The organism is Colwellia sp. Bg11-28, assembly GCF_002836245.1.
Classification (GTDB): Bacteria; Pseudomonadota; Gammaproteobacteria; order Enterobacterales; family Alteromonadaceae; genus Colwellia; species Colwellia psychrerythraea_A.
On sequence record NZ_PJBA01000006.1, the window covers coordinates 876,253 to 899,556 of the forward strand.

9 protein-coding genes are annotated in these 23,304 nt (G+C 40.8%); 6 read left to right on the forward strand and 3 right to left on the reverse strand.

Features of this window, described 5'->3' with window-relative positions:
* Positions 1 to 46 precede the first annotated feature (46 nt).
* The 6 genes from CXF79_RS10875 to CXF79_RS10905 all read left to right on the forward strand — a co-directional run bounded on the left by CXF79_RS10875 (position 47) and on the right by CXF79_RS10905 (position 20,789).
* Positions 47 to 895 (forward strand): helix-turn-helix domain-containing protein, encoded by an 849-nt coding sequence (locus CXF79_RS10875; RefSeq protein WP_232769147.1) that lies wholly within the window; start codon positions 47 to 49, stop codon positions 893 to 895.
* A 63-nt stretch (positions 896 to 958) separates the two neighbouring features.
* A complete protein-coding gene (locus tag CXF79_RS10880) occupies positions 959 to 9,286 on the forward strand; it encodes a type I polyketide synthase (RefSeq protein WP_101156276.1) in 8,328 nt (2,775 codons plus the stop codon).
* On the forward strand, positions 9,286 to 12,006 hold the full coding sequence (locus tag CXF79_RS10885; protein ID WP_101154926.1) for a PfaB family protein: 2,721 nt from the start codon (positions 9,286 to 9,288) through the stop codon (positions 12,004 to 12,006). Before CXF79_RS10880 ends, CXF79_RS10885 begins: the two co-directional genes overlap by 1 nt.
* Before the next feature lie 556 nt (positions 12,007 to 12,562).
* On the forward strand, positions 12,563 to 18,646 hold the full coding sequence (locus CXF79_RS10895) for a hotdog fold thioesterase (RefSeq protein ID WP_101154928.1): 6,084 nt from the start codon (positions 12,563 to 12,565) through the stop codon (positions 18,644 to 18,646).
* A gap of 193 nt (positions 18,647 to 18,839) precedes the next feature.
* Positions 18,840 to 20,438 (forward strand): PfaD family polyunsaturated fatty acid/polyketide biosynthesis protein, encoded by a 1,599-nt coding sequence (locus CXF79_RS10900; RefSeq protein ID WP_101154929.1) that lies wholly within the window; start codon positions 18,840 to 18,842, stop codon positions 20,436 to 20,438.
* Between the two features lie 39 nt (positions 20,439 to 20,477).
* On the forward strand, positions 20,478 to 20,789 hold the full coding sequence (locus CXF79_RS10905) for a hypothetical protein (RefSeq protein WP_011043885.1): 312 nt from the start codon (positions 20,478 to 20,480) through the stop codon (positions 20,787 to 20,789).
* Between the two features lie 60 nt (positions 20,790 to 20,849).
* Here CXF79_RS10905 and CXF79_RS10910 read toward each other — a convergent pair whose 3' ends face one another.
* The 3 genes from CXF79_RS10910 to CXF79_RS10920 all read right to left on the reverse strand — a co-directional run bounded on the left by CXF79_RS10910 (position 20,850) and on the right by CXF79_RS10920 (position 23,018).
* Positions 20,850 to 21,389, reverse strand: a complete 540-nt coding sequence (locus CXF79_RS10910) for a DinB family protein (RefSeq protein ID WP_101154930.1) — start codon at positions 21,387 to 21,389, stop codon at positions 20,850 to 20,852.
* A 64-nt stretch (positions 21,390 to 21,453) separates the two neighbouring features.
* Positions 21,454 to 22,092: a thiopurine S-methyltransferase gene (tmpT, locus tag CXF79_RS10915; protein WP_101154931.1), complete on the reverse strand. Its 639-nt coding sequence runs from the start codon at positions 22,090 to 22,092 to the stop codon at positions 21,454 to 21,456.
* 449 nt (positions 22,093 to 22,541) lie between these two features.
* Positions 22,542 to 23,018: a nuclear transport factor 2 family protein gene (locus tag CXF79_RS10920; protein ID WP_011043882.1), complete on the reverse strand. Its 477-nt coding sequence runs from the start codon at positions 23,016 to 23,018 to the stop codon at positions 22,542 to 22,544.
* Positions 23,019 to 23,304 lie beyond the last annotated feature (286 nt).

The following is a 23,304-nucleotide window of genomic DNA, read 5'->3' on the forward strand; positions in this document are numbered from 1 at the left end:
AGTAATTTACGAATAATTATTGATGGTAAATATTAGACGGATGATAATGAGCAAGCAACCAAAAACGGCATCTACTCAACACGCTAACGCAACTACCACGCCAGAGATGAGAGCATTCATCCATGAATCTGACTTACCCACGGCCGTGCTTGCACGTCTATTAAAGGTGTCAGAATCTACCATCCGTAAATGGCGTAAACGAGCCTCTCTCGCTGATGCGTCTCACGTACCAAAGCAATTAAACACTACCTTAAGTGAAGCACAAGAGTATGTTGTGGTTGAGCTTAGAACACGCTTATTACTTTCTCTTGATGAATTGTTGGTTGTCTGTAAATCATTTATTAATGCCAGTGTATCGCGAGCAGGCTTACAGCGATGTTTAAAGCGTCACGGTGTTTCTCGCCTTGCAGACATGGAAAATAATGGTGAGAGCAACAATGCAGACGATACCAGCGCTGCAGAACCAACAACAGTGCAAGTATTGTTAGAAGATACCCAAGAGCACCAGCAACTTATTTCAGATCTCTCTCCTAAAGCAATGCGTGAAGTGTTAAATCGCGCTAACGATTTAAGTGAAGATGAAGTCGTACAAGTCAAAGTGACTCAAATACCTTATTTTTCAGAAAATGCTAAAGAACAACACAGTAAACGCCATTTATTAATCGCTAATGACCCTACGTCAGGTTGGGTATACGTCGATATATACGATGGCAATGAAAGTGAAGCCGCTAGCCGTTACATGAGCTACGTACTCACCAAAGCACCTTTTCATATCCGCCGAATTTTAGCGGGAAATTATAATGAATTTTTAAGTCGTTTTCGTTTATTAAATGAAAGTCCTGATGAGGCAACAACATCGTTCTCATCAAAAAACTTTCACGGCACTGATACTTAAACACATCAGATACCAAAACGGATAACGAAAATGCAAGCAAATAACAACTTTAGAGAAACCACAATGGCTAAAAAGCAAAGCACATCTAATAACCCTGTAACGAATGAAGCAGACGAAAAAGCGTTTAATTCTCGTCTTCAAGAATGTCCTATTGCCATTGTTGGTATGGCGTCTATCTTTGCTGATGCAAAGAACTTAGAAAACTACTGGGACAACATTTTTGAATCAGTCGATGCAATTAAAGATGTACCCAGTGATCGTTGGGCAAAGGATGATTATTACTCGAGCGATCCAAAAGAGGCTGATAAAACCTATTGTAAACGTGGTGGTTTCTTACCAGAAATAGACTTCGACCCAATGGAATTTGGTTTGCCACCAAACATTTTAGAGTTAACTGATATCGCTCAGTTATTGTCTTTAGTAGTTGCACGTGAAGTATTAAACGATGCAGGTATTGGTGATGGGTCTGGTTACGATCGTGACAAAGTTGGTATTACGTTAGGTGTAGGTGGTGGACAGAAACAAATTTCGCCATTAACGTCTCGCTTGCAAGGCCCAGTATTAGAGAAAGTATTAAAAGCGTCAGGTGTTGAAGAAGCTGATCGCGCCATGATCATTGAAAAGTTCAAAAAGGCCTATATCGGTTGGGAAGAAAACTCATTCCCAGGCATGTTAGGCAATGTTATTTCTGGTCGTATTGCTAACCGTTTTGATTTTGGTGGTACTAACTGTGTTGTTGATGCGGCTTGTGCAGGTTCTTTAGCGGCGATTAAGCTAGCTATCTCAGACTTACTTGAGCACAGATCTGAAGTAATGATCTCTGGTGGTGTTTGTTGTGACAATTCACCATTTATGTATATGTCATTTTCAAAAACTCCTGCTTTTACAACAGGTGAAGACATCCGCCCATTTGATAATGATTCAAAAGGTATGATGATTGGTGAAGGCATCGGTATGATGGCTTTCAAGCGTTTGGAAGATGCTGAACGTGATGGTGATAAAGTTTACGCCGTACTTAAAGGTATTGGTACTTCAAGCGATGGTCGCTTTAAGTCGATTTACGCACCACGCCCAGATGGTCAAGCTAAAGCGTTAAAACGTGCTTATGAAGATGCAGGGTTTGATCCAAAAAGCTGTGGCATGATTGAAGCGCATGGTACGGGCACGAAAGCGGGTGACGCAGCAGAATTTGGCGGCTTAGTTAAACACTTCTCACAAGATAATGATCAAAAACAACATATCGCCTTAGGCTCTGTTAAGTCTCAAATTGGTCACGCTAAAGCGGCCGCTGGCGCAGCAGGTATGATAAAAGCGGTATTAGCGCTTCATCATAAAGTGCTACCAGCAACACTACATATCGACCAACCTAATACCTCGTTAGACATTGAAAACAGTCCAATGTATTTAAACAGCGAAACACGTCCTTGGATGGCACGTGAAGATGGTTTACCACGCCGCGCAGGTATCAGTTCGTTTGGTTTTGGTGGTACTAACTACCATATGGTATTAGAAGAATACTCGCCAAAAGCACAAGGCCAGTATCGCTTAAATGCAGTGCCACAAACACTGTTAGTTACAGCGGCTAACGAAAAAGAGTTAGTGAGTTCATTAACAGATTGGAAATATAAATTAAGTGTTAAAGCAGATGATCAACCATACGCTTTTAACGCCTTAGTTGTTGAAAACACGTTAACAACACCAGCGGTTGATCTAGCCCGCTGTGGTTTTGTTGCAAAAAATGCTGATGAAGCAATCAAAATGATTGAAGGTGCTTTGACGCAATTTCAAGCGAAATCAGGTGGTGACACTCCTTGTGAAGAGTGGTCAGTACCAACGGGTATTTATTACCGTAAGTCTGGCTTGTCAGTGAGCGGAAAGGTTGTCGCTCTCTTTTCAGGTCAAGGCTCACAATACGTTAATATGGGCCGCGAGCTTGCTTGTAACTTCCCAAGCGTAATGCAAGCTGCTGCAGATATGGACAGTGAGTTTACACAAGCAGGTTTAGGTCAATTAACCCCGACAACGTATCCAATTCCTGTATTTAATGATGATGCACGTAAAGCACAAGATGAAGCTTTACGTTTAACTCAACACGCACAACCTGCAATTGGTACCTTAAGTGTTGGTCTATATAAAGCGTTTACTAATGCTGGTTTCAAAGCCGACTTTACTGCGGGACATAGCTTTGGTGAATTAACCGCGCTTTGGGCTGCAGGCGTAGTAAGTGATAGTGACTATATGATGTTAGCACGTAGTCGTGGTCAAGCAATGGCAGCACCTACAGGTGAGGCTGCAGAAGGATTTGATGCGGGCACTATGATTGCCGTTGTTGGTAGTCCAACTGATATTGCTAATGATATTAAAGACATCAAAGATATCTCTATTGCAAACTACAACTCTAATAACCAAGTAGTTGTTGCGGGTGTAAGCACTCAAATAGCAATCGCTATCGATGAGTTAAAAGGCAAAGGTTATAAAGTTGTACCATTACCCGTTTCTGCCGCGTTCCATACGCCACTTGTGGGCCACGCTCAAAAACCATTTAGCGATGCTATTGATAATGCTAAATTTAATAAGCCGCTTATACCTGTTTATTCAAATGGCACAGCCAAAGCGCATTCAAATAAAGCGGCTGATATTAAAAAGTCACTGAAAAATCATATTTTAGAATCAGTACACTTTAACGAAGAAATTGACAACATTTACGCTGATGGCGGACGAGTATTTGTTGAATTTGGACCTAAAAATGTATTAACCAAACTTGTTGAAAATATCTTAAAAGATAAAGAAGACGTTGTAGCCATAGCGGTTAATGCTAATCCAAAGAAATCGGCCGATATGCAAATGCGTCAAGCAGCAGTGCAAATGGCGGTACTTGGTTTAGAGCTAACAGAAATTGACCCGTATTCAGCGGTTAAACGTCCATTATCTGCACCTAAAATGTCACCACTAGCGATGAAGCTTACTGGCGCATCTTATGTGAGTCCTAAAACTAAAAAGGCATTTGATGATGCACTAAATGACGGTTGGACAATTAAACAAGCAACGTCAGTTCCTGTTGCTGTGCCTGAGCCACAAGTGGTTGAAAAAATTGTTGAGAAGATCGTTGAAGTAGAGCGCATTGTAGAAGTTGAGAGAATTGTTTACCTGACTGCAGAGGGGAAAGTCTTCGATGGTAGTGTCGCAGATGGAACTGTTGCTAATTGTCAAGCAGCTAACAGTGTTGCAGTAAACGTAAACACTGCGGATATAGCAAATAGTATTGAACGTAGCGTTAGTCAGTTTGTTGATCACCAACAACAGTTGTTAAACGTACATGAGCAATATATGCAAGGTCCAAAAGACTATGCAAAAACGTTTGATACGGTCCTATCTAACCAAGAAGCAGGCGAGTTACCTGAAAGCCTAGACCGTACGTTAGGTATGTATCATGACTTCCAATCAGAAACATTGCGTGTTCATGAGCAATATTTGAATAACCAAACTGATAATATGGCAACGATGTTGTCTGCTTCTGAAAGTAATACAGAGGTGAGTTCTAACATAGTTAAAACATCACCAATCGCGACTCAAGCACCTGTTATTAAAAGTGTAGTGACACAAGCGCCTGTTGTTAAGCCAACAGTTTCAGTGGCACCTGCAACACAAACGTTACCTGCCGCCGTATCTCCTCCAGTAGTATCTGCTCCAGTAGTAAATGCGCCCGCACAATCAGTAGCAACAGCCGTTGCGATGGCGCCGGTAGCTGAAGTTTCTATTGCTGTTCCTGTTCAGGAATCATCACTTGACCTTGAACGCATTCAAACAGTGATGATGGAAGTAGTTGCTGAGAAGACCGGTTATCCAACAGAAATGTTAGAACTTGAAATGGATATGGAAGCTGATTTAGGTATTGATTCAATCAAGCGAGTTGAGATTTTAGGCTCAGTACAAGAAATTATTGCTGATTTACCAGAGCTTAACCCTGAAGACTTAGCTGAATTACGTACCTTAGGCGAAATCGTTGACTACATGAAGTCGAAAGCACAAACTGCGGCTCCTAGTGCGTCAGCGAATGACAGTGCACCAGCACTACATTTAGTCGATAGCTCAGTTGTGCCAAGCATCGATTTACAACACATCCAGAATGTGATGATGGAAGTGGTTGCTGAGAAGACCGGTTACCCAACCGAAATGCTTGAGCTTGAAATGGACATGGAAGCTGACTTAGGTATTGATTCAATAAAACGTGTTGAAATCTTAGGTTCAGTACAAGAAATCATTAACGATTTACCAGAGCTTAACCCTGAAGATTTAGCTGAACTGCGCACCTTAGGTGAAATCGTTAACTACATGCAATCTAAAGTATCAGCGGCTCCTGTAGCGAGTGCCCCAGTTAATACGACTGTAAGCAGCACGCCTGCAATCGATTTAATTCACATCCAAAATGTGATGATGGAAGTGGTTGCAGAAAAAACTGGCTACCCAACTGAAATGCTTGAGCTTGAAATGGACATGGAAGCTGACTTGGGAATTGACTCAATCAAACGTGTTGAAATACTGGGTGCTGTTCAGGAAACTATCCCTGATTTACCAGAGCTTAACCCAGAAGATTTAGCTGAGTTACGTACATTAGGTGAAATCGTAAGTTACATGCAAAGTAAAGTAACAGTAGCGCCTGCAACAGTTGTAGCAAGTGTGCCAAATGCGACAGCTAATGCAAGTGCTCCTGCAATTGACTTAGATTACATTCAGAGCGTTATGATGACAGTAGTAGCGGAGAAAACTGGCTACCCGACTGAAATGCTTGAACTTGAAATGGACATGGAAGCTGATCTTGGTATCGACTCAATCAAACGTGTTGAAATACTTGGTGCTGTTCAGGAAACTATCCCTGACTTACCAGAGCTTAACCCAGAAGATTTAGCTGAGCTACGTACCTTAGGCGAAATCGTAAGTTACATGCAGAGTAAAGTATCAGTAGCGTCAGTAGCCGTTGTTGATAATGCCCAAGCTGCGTCAATCATTGTGCCAACTAATGTAAGCAGCGCTCCTGCAATAGATTTAGATTACATTCAATCCGTAATGATGACAGTAGTGGCTGAGAAAACTGGCTACCCAACTGAAATGCTTGAGTTAGCCATGGATATGGAAGCAGACTTAGGTATTGACTCAATCAAACGCGTTGAAATACTTGGTGCTGTTCAGGAAACCATCCCTGACTTACCAGAGCTTAACCCAGAAGATTTAGCTGAGTTACGTACCTTAGGTGAAATCGTTAGTTATATGCAATCTAAGGTAACACCCGTTGCAGATGTTATTGCTGAAACAAGTACGCTAGCGAATGAAAGCGCTCCAGCAATTGACTTAGATTACATCCAATCTGTAATGATGACAGTAGTGGCAGAGAAAACTGGCTACCCAACTGAAATGCTTGAGCTTGCCATGGATATGGAAGCAGACTTAGGTATCGACTCAATCAAACGTGTTGAAATCCTCGGTGCTGTTCAGGAAACTATTCCTGACTTACCAGAGCTTAATCCAGAAGATTTAGCTGAGTTACGTACCTTAGGTGAAATCGTAAGTTACATGCAAAGTAAAGTATCGCCAACGGATCCTACTGACCCTAAAGGAACTGGTGTTAAAACCACTGTCCCTGCTGCTGTTCTTGCAAATGGTAGGTCAGTAGAAACAGCGGTTAACTTTCAAGGCGCACCTAGTGCAACTGTTGAACTAACAGCATTATCTTCAGTGAACAAAATTGTTCAAGATGTTACCGGTGAAGGAAAACAATCAGGCGCTAACGTGTTAGTTGTTGATGATGGTAGTGGCGCAGCCGTGGCGTTAAGTGCTCAACTGATCAAAGCAGGTTGGCAAGTTACGGCATTAAAACCTAATTGGGTGGTCAGCCATTCGAAAAAAGCGTTTGCTACAGCAGTAAATGTTGTTGAAATTGGTACTCATGATAAAACACTTGATGAAGCTCAAGTAAAAGACATCATTGAGAAAACAGCACAATTAGACGCAGTTATTTACTTACAAGCAGCAAATACAGTTGATGCTATCGAATACCCAGAAGCGGCAAAACAAGGCTTAATGTTAGCCTTCGTATTAGCTAAGTTGTCGAATGTAAAGTTAGCGACTAATGCACGTGCTTCTTTTGTTGTGGTAACTCGCCAAGGTGGCGCTTTAGGCTTTGCTAATATTGATGCTGATAGTGGTACGCAACAAGTTAAAGCCAATGTGAAAGCCGACTTAGTGCAAGCAGGTTTAGCGGGCTTAGTTAAAACCATCAACCATGAATGGAACGCTGGCGAAGGCAGTGTTTTCTGTCGAATTATCGATTTATCAAGTAAATTAGCAGCAGATAAAGCAGCAACTATCATCAATGATGAGTTACTTGATATTGACGGCAGTATTGTTGAAGTAGCACATGACACCGATAACCTGAGCAATAACATTGGCTCACGTCTAACGCTATCTGGTGTGGTTACCGATAGTTATGCACTAACACCAATTGCTAAAGGGTCAAACACAGCAATTAACAGTGACTCGGTATTTTTGGTAAGCGGTGGCGCAAAGGGGGTTACAGCACATTGCGTTATCGAAATTGCCAAACAGTACCAAGCTAAGTTTATTTTATTAGGTCGTTCATCCTTTGATGACAACGAGCCAAGCTGGGCACAAGGCATTAGTGATGAAGTTGCTTTGAAAAAAGCAGCGATGCAAGCATTGATTGCAAGCGGCGAAAAACCAACACCGGTTAAAGTGACACAGTTTGTACGTCCGGTATTAGCTAATCGTGAAATTGCGCAAACCTTAGCGGCAATTAAAGCGGCAGGCGGGCAAGCGCATTACGCTGCTGCTGATGTGACGAATAGTGTAAGTGTTAGCGCTGCGGTTCAGCCTTTACTAAAAACCTTAGGTCAAGGTTCCTTACAAGTTACTGGCATCATCCATGGTGCGGGTGTCTTAGCGGACAAGTTTATTGAGCAAAAAACGCTTGAAGAATTTAACGCGGTATACACAACGAAAATAGATGGTTTATTGTCTTTATTAGCAGCAACCAATGCCGAAAATATTAAGCACTTAGTGTTATTTTCATCAGCGGCCGGTTTTTACGGTAACCCAGGACAATCTGATTATTCCATCGCTAATGATATTTTAAATAAAACGGCATACCGTTTTAAAGCATTAAACCCAAGTGCTCAAGTATTAAGTTTCAACTGGGGACCTTGGGATGGTGGCATGGTAACACCAGAGCTTAAACGTATGTTTAACGACCGTGGTGTTTATATTATTCCACTTGATGCAGGCGCTAAATTATTGGTAAGTGAACTCGCTGCAGATACTAACCGTTGTGCGCAAATCCTTGTTGGTAATGACCTCTCTAAAGATAAGTCGAAGGATACAGCTAAGGATGCATCTGTAAAAAAGCCACAAGTTAGTCGCTTAACTAGCCGTGTTAATAAAACACTTTTAGCGACTAACAATACCTTTTTAGCTGACCACACCATTGGTGATGACAAAGTATTACCAACCGTGTGCGCCATAGCATGGATGAGTGAAGCCGCAATGGTTGCTTATCCAGCATTTCATTATCAAGGACTAGCAAACTATAAGTTGTTTAAAGGCATCATCTTTGATGGCAGTGAAGCAACAGAATATTCAATCGATATGATTGCTCAAGTTGAGGGTGAAAGCTTAGTAGTAGACACTAAAATTTCAAGTACTAATGAGCAGGGTAAACCAGTATTTCATTATGGCGCTCAGCTGACATTAGTCGCTAAAGCGGAAAGAAAAGAAGCGCCAACGGTTGAACTTATATTACCTGAAGCTTTACCAGAATTACTTCCGGAAACAGTACTTTCGAGCACTGAAGAAGCAGGCGCTTTATATACTAATGGTACTTTATTCCACGGTGAAAGCCTGCAAGGAATTAAGGCAATACTTGCGTGTAATGAGCAAGGTCTATTATTGAAATGCCAAGTACCAGCAGTGGCAAGTCTTAAGCAAGGCGAGTTCCCGATTAGCCCGTTGAATAGTGCAAGCGAACACTCGAACATTTTTGCCAATGATATCGCTTATCAAGCCATGTTAGTTTGGGCTAAAAAGCAATTAGGTTTAGGTAGCTTACCGTCAAGTACGCAAAGTTGGACGGTATACCGTGACGTCAGTCTTGGTGAAAACTTCTACCTTAAATTAACGGTAGTGAAAAGCTCAGGCAAAGGAAAGCAACGTGGTTCTTTAGTGGCTGACATTAAAATGATTGATGAAAACAATCGATTACTCAGTGAGATAAAATCTGCCAAAGTGACGGCTAGTGCTAACTTAAATGACTTATTCCTACCTAAAAAGGCACCGAAAACTACACCGAAAGCTAAGCAAAGTGAAAGTGAGGCAAGTGCGTAATGGTTAACAATCATTATAAAACGGCCATTATTGGTTTAGATGCTCAGTTTGAAAATGAACAGAGCGTTCAAACCGATATTGATCGGGTTGAACGTGCGCTATACCTCGGCAAACTTTCAGGGAATATCTCAGGTAAGAGCCTAGATCAAGCTGAAATATCAGACAAGGAAAATACAACACTCAAGCTAAGCTGTTCAGCAACGGTTGAGCGTATGGCACTTGCTAACCAAGTCAATAGCGCTGATATCAAGGTTGTTGTGCTAATGCACGACAGTGAAAACACAGTCATTGATATTGAAAATGTTATTGTTGTTACTTCGTTAGCTAGCGCACTACAACAAATAGATAGGTTAATTGAGCAAAATTTCTTGGTAGCCTTGCTTGGTATTAATTTGCAAGGTACTAGTGCGCTTAGTTTAAGCGATAAGCAAAATAGCAGTGATGTTTGCCAAGAGCTGGCGACCATCTCATATGATCAAAACTTTAGCGCTTATCAAGCGTGTAGCGGTATTGCTGCATTATTATTTGCACCTGCAACGTTTGCACAAACTCATCACTGTTATGTCTATTCTCGGTTAAAAGGTTTTGCAACGGGTAGTGATATAGCCAGTGTTACTGCTGCAGCGTTAGATAAAGCACAAGTTAATGCAACAGATATTGGTTTGCTTGAAGTTTCTGCGTTATCAAATAAAGATGCTTCGCTTGCTGAAACAAAAGGTTTATTGAACCATTATTTTATTGATAAAACTGCCTATAAAAAAGTAATCGATAAAGATGCCAACCAAGCATTAAATACGGCTATCTCTTGTGCACGTAGTGTTACTGGAGAAGGGGCTGGCTTTTCTGAAGTGTTAGGTTTGTTACGTACCGTTATTGCACTGCAACAACGTTATATTCCTGCCATTACTGATTGGCAACAACCACAAGCCAGTGAACTTGAAAAATGGCAAAGCTCAAGCTGTTACTTTCCAACAGAGGCTCGTCCATGGTATCCACAGCCTAATGGTAATGCCCACTTTGGCGCGTACAGTTGTTTAACCGTTTCAGACAATAATCATGATTATTGTCATATTATCCTGCAAGAAGAGCAGGTTGTTCTTATTGATGGTAAACATGCTGCAAGCGATATTCGCAGTAATGGTTTTATTGCCTGTAGTGATTTACAGCTAGTATTAATTGGCGCAGAGGATTTACCTAATTTATTAACTCAGTTAATTGATCTTGAAGATGAGCTTGAAGCTACTTTTAAAGGTAACCTTGAAGAGAAGGCTGAACAGAGTAGAACATCACTTAAAGATATTGCTTTAACGCGTTTTGAACAGTCTAAAGGCAATAGCAGTCGTTATACGATTGCCTTATTGTCTGAATCGATAGAAGAACTAAGCAAAGAAATAAAACTCGCTAAAGCCGGTGTTCCTGCAGCATTTTCTGATGTTAATTCTGATAAGAATAATCAGCAAGAATGGCGAACGCCAAAAGGCAGCTATTTTAGTGCTAGCCCTGTTAATAATAGTGAATCAGCGACTAATAATGTTTCATTTTTATATCCGGGCATTGGTGCAACGTATGTCGGTTTAGGACGTGATTTATTCCACCTTTTTCCTGAAATACACCAAGATGTTGCTAACTTAGCCGACGATATTGGCGCAAGTTTAAAAGATAAATTATTAAATCCCCGGTCCATAATTCGTCCTGATTTTAAAGCATTAAAACAGCTTGATTTAAACCTCCGTGGTAAGTTGGCTGATATTGCAGAAGCAGGCGTTGGTTTTGCGTGTGTATTCACTAAAGTATTTGAAAACGTCTTTAAGGTAAAGGCAGACTTTGCTACAGGTTACAGCATGGGTGAAGTCAGTATGTACGCTGCATTGGGTGCATGGCAACAACCAGGTTTGATGAGCGCACGTTTAGCTAATTCAGATACCTTCAATCAACGTTTATGTGGTGACTTGCTAACTTTACGTGAGCATTGGGGGCTTCCTAGTTCGACAAGTAGTCCTACTAATAGCCCTAGCAATGACCAAGCTGAAAGTCTAGATGAGTTGATTTGGGAAACCTACACCATTAAAGCAACGTTAGATGAAGTTATCGCTGCCAGTGAAGATGAAGAACGTGTTTATTGCACCATAGTTAATACGCCAGACAGTTTATTATTAGGTGGTTATCCAACCGATTGTCTACGCGTTATTAAAAAACTTGGTGTACGTGCTATGCCACTTAACATGGCAAATGCAATTCACAGTGCACCAGCAAAAATTGAATATGACGACATGGTTGAACTTTATACCATGGACGTTACTGCGCGCTTAAAAACTAAAATGTATTCAAGCTCTTGTTACTTACCCGTACCACAAATGAGCAAAGCGATTGCTCACAGTGTTGCTAAGTGTTTATGCGACCGAGTAGATTTCCCCCGTTTAATTAACACCATGCATGATAAAGGTGCGCGGGTATTTATTGAAATGGGACCAGGGCGCTCGTTGTGCAGCTGGGTAGATAAAATTTTAGATTTTGACGATAGCAGTAAAAATGGCCTCTCTAATAAAGAACCTAATCAAGTTGCTCATAAAGCACGAGTATCAGTGCCAGTGAATGCAAAGGGCACAAGTGACGAGTTAACGTATGTGAGAGCCGTTGCAAAATTGGTTAGTCACGGGGTGAAACTAGATCTTCACCGCTTATTTAATGGCTCAATTATTGTGAAAAAGCCACAAGCTTAAAAGAAAAATATAAGAGATAGTGGATATAGGACAATGTGCTCTATACCCGTTCCACTTGAAGATGCATGATTCAGCTGGAATTAGAAACGCCTTTAGGCAAGACATTGATTGAAGAGAATAGTTATTCTATTGTCGAAATCAATAACGCAGCATAAAGCGTTTCTAAACCAGCCCCTTGGGGAAGGCTGGGCAAATCATACTTTGCGTTACATTTTTTGTTAAGGGAATAACCCTTAATAAAAAAATGAGCCTTAATTATGAATCGCTCAGACTTCCTGAAGCGAGCATCTTCAAGTGGATCGGGTATATGCATTGTCTAATAAGTGGTATCCGTGCCACGTCTGACAAGAAATCTTGGATATGACGCTAGTTTGCAGGGTACATCTCTTGCAGTCGTCATCCCCGAAGTGTCTAGTCGGGGAGCCATTGCACTTAGCTCTACGGCTATTGCCTAATTAATGGCGTAGCAGAGAAAAACAAACTGGATACCCGACAAAAAATCTCGGGTATGACGTATAAAACGCTTAAAAGTTTTATAAAACTTTTCGAGGAAAGTATGGAAAATATTGCCGTAGTAGGTATTGCTAATTTATTCCCAGGATCTTCTGCACCAGAAGAATTTTGGCAGCAATTGCTGAAGAAACAGGATTGTCGCAGTAAAGCAACCAAAGAACAAATGGGTGTTGACCCTGAAAAATACACCGGAAAAAAAGGCGACACAGATAAATTTTACTGTGTGCACGGTGGTTATATTCGAGATTTCAATTTTGATGCAACATCATTTATTCAGAACACTGCTGGTTTAACCGCACCGCTGAGTGAAGAGTACCTAAATCAACTAGATGATCTAAATAAGTGGGCTTTGTATGTTACCCAACAAGCATTAACCGACGCAGGTTATTGGGGCAGTGATAAGCTTGAGCAATGTGGCGTTATTTTAGGAAACTTATCGTTTCCAACCAAGTCGTCTAATCACTTATTTATGCCGTTGTATCACCAAGTTGTCGATAACGCATTAAAAGCCGGTATCGATAAAGATTTTCAGTTAAGTCATTTTTCTGATACTGATATTTCGACCAATAATATTCATGCAGATAATGCGCTGGTTGCGGGTTACCCTGCGGCGCTTTTAGCTAAAGCTGCGGGTCTTGGTGGTACACACTTTGCGCTTGACGCAGCCTGTGCATCAAGCTGTTATTCGGTAAAATTGGCTTGCGATTACTTGCATACTGGTAAAGCTGACATGATGCTAGCCGGTGCGGTATCAGGCTCTGATCCTATGTTTGTTAATATGGGGTTCTCAATCTTTCAAGCCTACCCAGCTAACAATATTCATGCCCCGTTTGATAAAAACTCTCAAGGCTTATTTGCCGGTGAAGGTGCAGGCATGATGGTATTAAAACGCCATAGTGATGCGGTACGTGACGGTGATAAAATTCACGCGATTATCAAAGGTGGCGCTTTATCAAATGACGGTAAAGGTGAATTTGTTCTTAGCCCAAATACCAAAGGGCAAGTACTCGTTTATGAACGTGCCTATGAAGATGCAGCCGTTGATCCACGTGATGTCGATTACATTGAATGTCATGCAACAGGTACACCAAAAGGCGATAACGTAGAGCTTGGCTCTATGGATACCTTCTTTAGTCGCTTCCCAAGAGAAAACGGCAATAAACCTTTGCTTGGCTCAGTAAAATCTAATTTAGGTCACTTACTTACCGCGGCAGGTATGCCGGGTATGACTAAAGCGATTTGGGCACTTAATGAAGCAAAAATTCCCGCAACTATTAACTTAAATGAACCATTAAGCTCTAAAAAAGGTTATTTAGGCGGCGCACAAATGCCAACAGATACTATCGATTGGCCAGTTGCTACTAACAGTGCAAACAAGCCAAGAACCGCTGGTGTCAGTGTATTTGGTTTTGGTGGCTCTAATGCTCATTTAGTTTTACAACAACCCACACAGCAACTTGAGCCTATTACGATAAAAGCCAAAACACGTGAGCCGCTTGCCATTATTGGTATGGATGCTCATTTTGGTGGTGCTGAAGATCTTGCTAGTTTTAAAACACTTATCGAAACTAATGGCAATACTTTCAGAGAATTACCGACGAATCGTTGGAAAGGCATTAATAACGATACTGATGTGATGAATGCCTTGCAGCTTAGTAAAGCACCTCAGGGCGGCTATGTTGAAAACTTTGATATTGATTTTTTACGTTTCAAAGTGCCACCTAACGAGCAAGACTGTTTAATTCCCCAGCAACTGATGATGATGAAAGTTGCTGATAATGCAGCGAAAGATGCAGGACTTAAAGAAGGTAGCAACGTTGCGGTACTTGTAGCTATGGGTATCGAACTCGAGCTGCATCAATACCGAGGTCGCGTTAACTTAAGCACACAAATTGAAGAAAGTTTATTACAGCAAGGCGTTACGCTTAACTCAGAGCAACGTGAAACATTAACCAATATCGCTAAAAATGGCGTTGCTCACGCGGCGCAGCTTAATCAATATACCTCGTTTATTGGTAATATTATGGCGTCACGTATTTCAGCCTTATGGGATTTTACCGGTCCTGCGATAACGCTTTCTGCGGAAGAAAACTCAGTTTATCGTTGCGTAGAATTGGCTGAGAACTTATTCCAAACATCAGACATTGATGCCGTGATTATAGCCTCGGTTGATTTAGCTGGCTCAGTAGAAAATATTACCTTAAGACAACACTTCGGTCCGGTAGAAAAGGGGCAGGTAGGAACAGGCTCAGTCTCAACAAATTCTGCAACCTCAGCAAATGTCCTTGAACAAAATACATGGCGAGTAGGTGAAGGGGCAGGTGCGTTTGTCGTTAAACCCCTGTCTAAAGTCATCCAAGTTGCAGAGCAAAGTATTTACGCCACCATAGACGGTATTAGTTTTGCCAATGGTAAAGATGCTGCGGCCATCACTAAGGCCGCAAGCGCTTCACTGAACATTGCAGGGCTTAACAGCGCAGATATTACGAGTGTTGAAGCACATGCCAGTGGTTTTAGTGCTGAAAATATAGCAGAAGCTCAAGCACTACCAGCATTGTATGCAGGCAAAGTGATTAGCAGTGTTAAAAGCAATATTGGTCATACGTTTAATGCCAGTGGTGTTGCCAGTATTATTAAAACAGCACTCTTGTTAGATGATAAAGTGCTGAATGAAGATCGCTCAACATCTCATATAGCTTCCCATGTTGCGTCTCATATAGCAGTGAATGGCTTAGGTAAAGATGAAAGCTGTGCACACCTTATTTTATCATCGAGCAAGTTAGCCCATCAAGCAGCACCGGCGCCTACAGGCAAACAACGCCCTAAACTAATAAAAAATATTAGTTTAGGTGGCAAGGCCATTTTTGCAGACATCATTGCTAACGTTAAAGCACCGGCAATGGCGGCGATTAAGCAAGCTTTTACTAAGCAACCTTTAGGTCAGGTTAAACAGGCGGTTAATGTCATGAACATTAAACCTAAGCTAATTGAAGCAAAAGTAGCTGAAGTTAAGTTATCCCAAGCCGCTCAGCCAACTAATTTATCTAGTCAAGCTCACACACGATCAACGGTCGTTACCGGAGTAAAAGTGAAGAAAGTTACTAATACCGCTATTGCAAATAAGCAAAGCAAGAGGCAAGTACCTGCAGATGTTAAACATCAAGCAAGTAAAGAAATTTTCCAAGAATCAGCTACACATCAAGCCTTTTTAAATACTCGCCAAATGGCAGGTCAGCAGATTTCGAAATTGATTGAAATGCAAGCTAATGTCAGTGCAGGGTTGCCGACTTATGTTTCAACAACAAGCGCAGCTGAGCCGGTAAATGAACGTCAGCATGCACCTGAGCTTTCGGTTGTTTCTTCAAATGTACAAGCGGAAAACCAGCAGTGGGCAAATGAATCTGGTTTTAAAATCAAAGGCCCAGCAGGATACAGCTACCCACCATTACAACTTGAAGAGCGCTTTAATAAACCCGAAGAAATTATTTGGGATACTGCCGATTTAGTTGAATTTGCTGAAGGTGATATCGCGAAAGTTTTTGGTGATGAGTTTAAAATCATCGACAGTTATTCACGTCGTGTACGTTTACCGACCACAGATTATTTATTAGTTTCACGTGTTACCGAGCTTGAAGCTACGGTAAATGAATATAAAAAATCATACATGTGCACTGAGTATGATATTCCCGTTGATGCGCCGTTCCTTATCGATGGTCAAATTCCTTGGTCAGTGTCGGTTGAATCAGGACAATGTGATTTATTATTAATTTCTTATATTGGTATTGATTTTCAAGCCAAAGGCGAACGTGTTTATCGTTTACTTGATTGTGAATTAACCTTCTTAGAAGAAATGGCCTTTGGTGGTGAAACACTGCGTTATGAAATTCATATCGACTCATATGCACGAAACGGCGAGCAATTATTATTCTTCTTTCACTACGATTGTTATGTTGGTGATAAAAAAGTATTAATCATGCGTAATGGTTGTGCTGGTTTCTTCACTGATGAAGAACTTGCTGATGGCAAAGGCGTTATCTTAAATGATAAAGATAAAGCAGAATTAGCTAATGCCGTTAAAAGTGATTTTGCACCATTAATAACTAATATTGATGCAGCGAAACAAGCCAAACAGCATTTCGATTACGTTGACATGATGAAATTGGTTGATGGTGATGTTGCAGGTTGTTTTGGTGAAGAATATAACCAACAAGGTCGTAATCCGTCATTAAAGTTCTCGTCTAAGAAATTCTTAATGATAGAGCGCATTACTAAGATTGATGCAAAAGGCGGTCATTGGGGCTTAGGCTTACTAGAAGGTCAAAAAGACTTAGACCCACAGCATTGGTATTTCCCATGTCACTTTAAAGGTGACCAAGTGATGGCCGGCTCATTAATGAGTGAAGGTTGTGGTCAAATGGCGATGTTCTTAATGCTTAAATTAGGCATGCACGCTAATGTAAATAACGCACGCTTTCAGCCTATGCCGGGTGAGTCGCAAACCGTACGTTGTCGTGGCCAAGTACTTCCGCAGCACAATACGTTAACGTATCGCATGGAAGTAACGGCTATGGGCATGACTCCTTACCCATTCTTAAAAGCGAATATCGAAATTATTCTTGATGGTAAAGCGGTTGTTGATTTTAAAAACTTATCAGTGATGATCACTGAACAAGATGATAACTCGCCATATCCGGTAACTTTACCTGGCAATGTTCAACTTAAAGATAACAGTGTTCAGCTTCAACAAAGCAAGGTGCAACCAGTAACAAATGCCGAAGTTAAAAGTGCAGACACCAATCTTGAACTAGATGAACGTGGTGTAGCGCCATTTAAACACCCTGAACGTGCTTTAATGAAAGTTGTGTCTGATTTGATCGCGCCAAAAGAGAAGGGCGTAACACCAATTCAACATTTTGAAGCGCCAATGGTAGCTGGTCAAAACCGCGTACCTAACCAAGCACCGTTTACACCTTGGCATATGTTTGAATTTGCTACCGGTAATATCTCTAAATGTTTTGGTCCTGATTTTGACGTGTATAAAGGTCGTATTCCTCCACGTACACCCTGTGGTGATTTACAAGTCGTGACGCAAGTTGTCGAAGTGCAAGGTGAGCGTTTAGATCTTAAAAAGACTTCTAGCTGTATCGCAGAATACTATGTGCCGAGTGATGCATGGTATTTCACTAAAAACAGCGTTAATAACTGGATGCCTTATTCATTAATCATGGAAATTGCCTTACAACCGAATGGCTTTATTTCAGGTTACATGGGCACCACACTTAAATACCCAGAAAAAGATTTATTTTTCCGCAACCTTGATGGCAGCGGTGACTTAATCAAACAAGTGGATTTACGTGATAAAACCATTGTTAATAAATCGGTATTATTAAGCACTACCATGGCTGGCGGTATGATAGTACAAAGCTTCACTTTTGAGCTGTATGTGAAAAATGAAAGTGCTGCTGCTCAGTCATTAGAAAGTCATGACTTGTTCTACAAAGGTACGGCCGTTTTTGGTTACTTTGGTGCAGATGCGTTAACGAACCAATTAGGTATTGATAACGGTAAAGTAACGCACCCTTGGTTTGTTGATAACAATACTCCTAAATCAGACATTAAGGTGATCGATCTTAGTAATTCTAATCTGCCTTTATACCAAGCGCCATCGAACAAACCGCATTACAAATTAGCGGGTGGTCAAATGAACTTTATTGATACCGTTTCAATCGTTGAAGGGGGCGGTAAAGCGAGTATTGCTTATGTACACGGCGAACGAACTATTGATGCAACAGACTGGTTCTTCCGTTATCACTTCCACCAAGATCCGGTAATGCCTGGCTCATTGGGTGTTGAAGCGGTTATCGAATTAATGCAAACCTACGCATTAGAAAATGATTTAGGTAAGCAATTTACTAACCCAAGGTTTATCGCACCAGCAACTTTGGTTAAATGGAAATATCGTGGTCAAATTACGCCATTAAATAAACAGATGTCTCTTGATGTGCATATTACAGACATCATTAAAGAAGACGGTGAAGTGAGATTAGTCGGCGATGCTAACTTATCGAAAGATGGCTTACGTATATACGAAGTAAAAGATATTGTCCTGTCGCTTATTGAAGCCTAACTAACAGCTAACCTCATTGCCATTTGGCACTGTTGCAGCATCAGAAATACTCATTGATAGGCATCAATTCCGTGTTTCTTCTTTGCAACAGCACCAACTGGCTTCGAGCTTAACTATTAGGATTAACACCATTACTTAGTCAGTCAAATAGATCTTAAAAAAATAAGAACAAGTAAGATAAATAGGAACAAAGATGTCAAATTTAAGTTATAGCAATGCCAATCCAATTGATTGGGCATGGAAAGTTGATAGCAGCGCTGTTAAAGCCAATGATGTAGAAATAAAGTCAGCGTTAATGGATTTAACAAAGCCGGTTTATGTCGCAAAATCTGCTAATAGTTTTGGTGTAGTAAACGCTACTGCAGCTACCGGTGATACGGATGTTGTCGCTTTTGCTCAAAAGCTAACTCCGCAAGATTTAGGTGATGATGCTTATAAAAAGCAGCATGGCGTTAAATACGCTTATCATGGCGGCGCTATGGCTAATGGCATTGCCTCAGTTGAGCTCGTTGTCGCTTTAGGCAAAGCCGGTTTTTTATGTTCATTCGGCGCTGCTGGATTAGTACCAGATGCTGTTGAAGATGCGATTAAACGTATTCAAGCAGAGTTACCAAACGGGCCTTATGCGGTGAACTTGATTCATGCTCCAGCAGAAGAAGCATTAGAGCGTGGCGCTGTTGAACGCTTTTTAAAGCTTGGCGTTAAAACAGTAGAAGCTTCAGCTTACTTAGGGTTAACCGAACATATCGTTTGGTATCGTTTAGCGGGTTTATCTAAAAATAGCGATGGCAGCGTAAATATCGGTAATAAAGTTATTGCAAAGGTATCGCGAACTGAAGTTGGTCGTCGCTTTATGGAGCCTGCGCCGCAAAAACTAATTGATAAGCTACTGGCTCAAGGTAAAGTCACCCAAGAGCAAGCTGAGCTGTCAAAGCTTGTACCTATGGCTGATGATATAACCGCTGAAGCAGACTCTGGTGGCCATACCGATAATCGACCTTTTTTAACCTTATTACCGACGATTATAGCGCTTCGTGATGAAGTTCAAGCACAATACAACTTCTCTCCAGCGCTACGTGTTGGTGCTGGTGGTGGTATTGGTACCCCTGAAGCGGCATTAGCTGCCTTTAATATGGGCTCAGCTTATATTGTTTTAGGCTCGGTAAACCAAGCCTGTGTTGAAGCAGGCGCTTCTGAATACACTCGTAAGTTACTGGCTCAGGTTGAAATGGCTGATGTCACTATGGCACCAGCGGCAGATATGTTTGAAATGGGCGTTAAGTTGCAAGTTGTTAAGCGTGGTTCAATGTTCGCTATGCGCGCGAAGAAACTTTACGAGCTGTACATTAACTATGACTCAATTGAAGCTATTCCAGCCGACGAACGTCTTAAGATTGAAAAGCAGATATTTCGCTCTAATCTTGATGATGTTTGGGCAGGTACTGAAGCCTTTTTCACTGAACGTGATCCTGAAATGTTGGCGCGAGCACAATCTAGCCCTAAACGTAAAATGGCATTAATTTTCCGTTGGTATTTAGGTCTAAGCTCTCGTTGGTCAAATACCGGCGAGAAAGGCCGTGAAATGGATTATCAAATTTGGGCAGGCCCAAGTCTTGGCGCATTTAACAGCTGGGTAAAAGGCACTTACTTAGAAGATTATACTCGCCGTGGCGCCGTAGACGTTGCTTTGCACATGTTAAAAGGTGCGGCTTACTTACAACGCGTAAATCAGTTGAAACTGCAAGGTGTTAGCTTAAGCACTGAGCTGGCGAGTTATCGTAGCGAAGATTAGTTTTACTGTATTAAAAGTTAAGGCTTAAGAGGAAATTAGATGTCAACATGTACTGAATTTGCAGTTTTTGAGGTTGAAGAAGCGAACTTAGCGCGCGTGATCGCGTTAAGTGAGTCACTATTTATTGAAATAAATGCTGAGCAAGAAAATATTATTGCTCACGAAATATTAGTGAAAACCGATAACGCAGAGGAAATATGTTGGCATCTTACTTGGGCAAATGTTGAAGCCGTAGAGGCAAGTTCAACTAAATGGTCAACCTACCCAAGTGCAGCAGGAATAGAGTCTTTAGTCGGTAAAAAACTCTATTATGGGCACTTTGTTGCAGTTGTTGCATCGACAAGAAAATAACCGCTAAGGCTGTCTTTTTGTCTGCAGCTTGTTATTCAACAATCGCGTGCTATTCATAAGTTAACGGCTGCCTTCTGCAACAATCACAGGTAAATCCATACAACCATAATTAATACCTGCCTGACTCAATACACAGGTTAATTGTCCTCGATGATGAGTTTGGTGGTTAAAAATATGCTGAGTAACATCTGCAACCGCTTTGGTTATAGCGACACCTTCAGTGGTGGTATAAGTAATAAATCTATCACAATCCTCTTCAGTTAAATTATCGCAATAGCGAATAAGTAACGCATCAACTTGTGTTCTTAATAAGGCAATATCGAGTAAGTTAGTGTGATAAAGGTCTTGTGGTGAACCAGGCTTTGGAAATGCTGATAAATCTAATGGCGACAGATTCGCTATATTATTTGAAGCTAAACGGCTCATTAAAATCAAATCACCGAACAAAATATGATTCCAATAGCTGATAATATTGGGGAAAAAGGAGTGAGTGTCTTTTTCTAAGGTTTCACTTGGTAGCGTCAGACAATGTGCCATTAATTGGCTATTTATCCGCTGATTATATAGCGACATCATTTTAAAATTTTTAGATAAACTCAATTCAATTTCCTCAAGTTAGTTACTTTATTCCTTATTATATTACTTACAAAGGGCATAAAATTAACTAGATGGCCGACAGTAGCCAAATAGTTTCACTCGCTTCACATTTACCCTTTAAACCACCAGGTACTTCTATTTTTTTGAGAAGACTCAAACTGTATTTATCCGAGTAATACTGCTTAACATCATCTGGACTAATGGAAAAGGGAGGACCTTCCATCACCGTTTGCTCGTATTCAAAGGTGAGTAGCAGTTGTGGTGCACTATGGGTAATTTCAAGTAAATGTGATCTATATTTCTTACGCATCTGATCTGGTAAGGCAACCAACGCAGCTCTATCATAAATGGCATCAACGCCACCTAATATCTCAGAAGATAGATCGAAAATATCACCTACAAATATATCGATTTTTTCTGCACTATAGCAGTCTAAATTTCCTAATGTTGAAATCCTTGGCTCTACGCCAAGTTCACTGAATAACTGTTCTACGGCAGGTTTATTTAGTTCAGCTCCAGCAACACGATAACCTTTAGAGAGTAACCAGGCAATATCAAGCGTTTTACCGCATAAGGGTAAAAATAGTCGGTCACCTTCAGCTAAAGAAAGGGTATTGATATATTCAGCTAATAACGGGTTAACGGCACGTTGATGAAACCCTATTTCATTGCTTTCCCATAGTTGATGCCAAAAATTTGAATCCATTTCTATACCTCTTAGTTCTTTGAGTCATTGACTAATCCCATGCACTCTTACCGTGGCTTTAATCAAAAAACAACTTATGTTGTTAGCTATCAAAGGTGAGCGCACTTGGTAGAGGATGACGAGCAGTTAAATTTGAACGCTCTTTGCTTAAACAATAACATTAATTTATCGCAAATTGCCACAAAGAAGAAATGAGTAATACCAAATAAGTGATGTGATTTTAAGAAGTTTATTGTCAGAGCGGAGTGATAACAACCTTAACAGTTGAGCATAACTTATCCGACTTAGAGAACATCACCAAAGTTACTGAACGTTAACAAGTTAATTTCAATTATGACTGTTTTTATCGGGTTTGTAATGAAGAGATTCCCTGCTTATTTTGAGCTCTCCATCACTATTTATTTCTTGAGATAATTGTTTGTATTTTGCTCTTTTTCAAAAAGGTTGGATTATTCGACTATGGCGGTTTGACTTGTACCTGAACCACCCGTTATCGGTGACCAATGTGACGATCGTACCTTCCATTTCCCCGCTTCTTTAGTATATATCTGACTAACTCGGGTCCTATAATTACTGACCGCAGGACTTCCTTTTGGCGTCATAGAACCCTCGGAATAATAGTGCGCTATTGCAACTTCATCAGGTACTAAAATAGTCACATCAATATGTTTAACATCGATATTGAAAGAGTCATATTCTTCTAATCGACCGTCTGCTTTAACATGTTGAATGAGTCCGCCACTAGACCAGAACTCCATAGCACCTTCTTTAGAATAAGTGCCTTCAGGTACCTTAAGATTTTTTTTAACATAAGCATTATCGTTTACGATAGTATTTTTGACTTCTTGCTCGGTCGCAATCGCTGTCTGGGCATAGGTAATAGCGAGAACTAACAATCCAAAGAGTGTTATGAATCGTTTTTTCATTATTGTTTCTCCTAGGGGGTGAATTGTAGAATTAACATTATGATAACTGAGAACTTCAGCGTATTTTCAAAGACAAATCCACCAAAGCTCGTGATGAAGTATAGGTGAACATAAATCAATTGCTTGGAATCTTGGCTACTCTTGCAGTCGAGTAACTAAAGTCTAATAGATAAATAATGGCGTGTTTTTTTGTTTGAGGACAAGCGTAATGGTTAGTTATGCCTTTTTGAGCTGTACTTAAGTTTTCAATACGTGAAGGTTGGGGCTAACGCTATCTATCAAAGCG

What these genes read in the sequence shown, in the direction of transcription:
- CXF79_RS10900 (WP_101154929.1), top strand. Translation starts at nt 18,840, where the DNA reads ATGTCAAATTTAAGTTATAGCAATGCCAATCCAATTGATTGGGCATGG.
- CXF79_RS10885 (WP_101154926.1), top strand. Translation starts at nt 9,286, where the DNA reads ATGGTTAACAATCATTATAAAACGGCCATTATTGGTTTAGATGCTCAG.
- tmpT (WP_101154931.1), bottom strand. Translation starts at nt 22,092, where the DNA reads ATGGATTCAAATTTTTGGCATCAACTATGGGAAAGCAATGAAATAGGG.
- CXF79_RS10920 (WP_011043882.1), bottom strand. Translation starts at nt 23,018, where the DNA reads ATGAAAAAACGATTCATAACACTCTTTGGATTGTTAGTTCTCGCTATT.
- CXF79_RS10895 (WP_101154928.1), top strand. Translation starts at nt 12,563, where the DNA reads ATGGAAAATATTGCCGTAGTAGGTATTGCTAATTTATTCCCAGGATCT.
- CXF79_RS10875 (WP_232769147.1), top strand. Translation starts at nt 47, where the DNA reads ATGAGCAAGCAACCAAAAACGGCATCTACTCAACACGCTAACGCAACT.
- CXF79_RS10880 (WP_101156276.1), top strand. Translation starts at nt 959, where the DNA reads ATGGCTAAAAAGCAAAGCACATCTAATAACCCTGTAACGAATGAAGCA.
- CXF79_RS10905 (WP_011043885.1), top strand. Translation starts at nt 20,478, where the DNA reads ATGTCAACATGTACTGAATTTGCAGTTTTTGAGGTTGAAGAAGCGAAC.